This is a genomic window from Protofrankia sp. Cas8 (genome assembly GCF_963555845.1).
In the GTDB taxonomy this organism is placed as follows: domain Bacteria; phylum Actinomycetota; class Actinomycetes; order Frankiales; family Frankiaceae; genus Protofrankia.
The window spans coordinates 1-1952 of record NZ_CAUVXI010000348.1; the positions used below are offsets into that span (position 1 = coordinate 1).

General features: G+C 69.2%; 1 pseudogene. It reads left to right on the forward strand.

What is annotated here, in order from left to right:
- A pseudogene (locus U9977_RS26655) lies at positions 1-1952 on the forward strand (type IV secretion protein Rhs); the annotation flags it as partial.

Below are 1952 nucleotides of genomic sequence, written 5' to 3' on the forward strand. Positions count from 1 at the left end.
ACTGCGATCCGGTTGCGGGGGCGGGCGGGCGAACCCGACATCGCGGTCATCCGCTATGGCTACGACGGGGCCGGCCGGCTGATCGAGGTGGTGAACTCCTCGGGTCGGCCGTTGCGGTTTGCCTACGACGCCGTTGGGCGGATGATCGGTTGGACGGATCGCAACGGCACCAGCTATGCCTACAGCTACGACGCGGCCGGCCGGGTGGTGCGGACCGCGGGTTCGGCGGGCTGCCTGGACGGGACGATCGTCTACGACACCGATCGTCATGTCACGGTGGAGACCAACTCGCTGGGGCAGACCATCGAGTACCAGTTCACCGCGACGATGCAGCTCCGCCGGCAGGTCGACCCGCTCGGGCATGCCACCGTCTACGCGTGGGATCGGTATGACCGCAAACTCGCCGAAACCGACCCGTTGGGCCGCACCGTCCGGTATCGCTACGACGTCGAGGGCAACCTGACCGAGATTGTCCGGCCGGACGGCAGCCGGATGACCGCACAATGGAATGATCTGCGACTACCGGTGACGCTGGTCGAGCCGGACGGTGCCCGCTGGGAACGCTCTTACGACGAGCGCGGGAACCTGACCGCGGTGGTCGATCCGGTCGGGGCGCGGACCGGGTTCGCCTATGACGACCGCGGCCGGCTCACCACCGTCACCGACGCCCTCGGCCACACCCGGCGGGTGGCGAGCGACGCCGCCGGCCTGCCCGTCGCGGTGACCGATCCCCTCGGTGCGGTCACCGCGTATGAGCGGGACGGGCTCGGCCGGGTGGTCGCGGTGACCGACCCGGTCGGCGAGGTGACCCGGTTCGGGTGGACGGTCGAAAGGAAGCTGGCGTGGCGGGCGCGGCCGGACGGTGCGGTCGAGCGGTGGAGCTATGACGGGGAAGGCAACCTCGTCGAGCATGTGGACGCGGCCGGCGGGGTGACCCGCATCGAGGTGACGCATTTCGATCTGCCGGCTGCGCGGACCGGTCCGGACGGGGCGCGCCTTGCGTTCGCCTATGACACCGAACTACGGCTGGTCGCGGTGACCAACCCGGCCGGCCTGGTCTGGCGCTACGACTACGATCCGGCCGGCAATCTCATCCGGGAGACCGATTTCAACGGCCGCGTCCTGGCTTATGCGAATGATGCCGGCGGGCAGCTCGTTGCCCGGACCAACGGTGCGGGGGAGAGCGTGTATTTCACCCGCGACCTGCTCGGAAACGTGGTTGAGAAACGTGGCGACGATGCGGTGACGACGTTTGCCTACGACGCCGTCGGCCGGGTTGTGCGCGCTACCAACTCCGATGCGGACTGTGTGTTCGAGCGGGATCCTCTTGGCCGGGTGCTGGCGCAGACGTGTAACGGCCGGACGGTGTCATCGACGTTCGACGTGTTGGGTCGGCGGGTGCGGCGGGTGACGCCGTCCGGAGCGGACAGCGTCTGGGAGTATGACCCGAACGATCTGCCGCTGTCGCTGGCGACCGCCGGTCGGACGGTGCGGTTCGCCCACGACGGAGCTGGCCGGGAGATCGAGCGCAGCCTGGACACCGGGGTGGTGCTGGCGCAGGCGTGGGACGCCAACCAGCAGCTGCTGTCGCAGACCGTGACCGCGCAGACGGTGACCACGGGTGGGTCGGGGACCGTCCGGCAGGCGCAGGTGCTGCAGCGTCGGGACTACTCCTACAGCCGGGATGGGTATGTCACCGAGATCGATGACATGCTCGCCGGCCTGCGCCGGTTTGATCTCGACCCGGTGCGGCGGGTCACCGCCGTGCACGGGGCGGACTGGTCCGAGCGGTACGGCTACGACGCGGCGGGCAACATCACCGACGCGTCCTGGCCTGCGTCCACCCAGTCCCTACCTGCACAGAATCTGGCTACACAACGTGACGGACTTGATGATGTCGCGCAGGGTGGTCGGGAGTACGCGGGCACGTTGATCCGCCGTGCCGGCCGCGT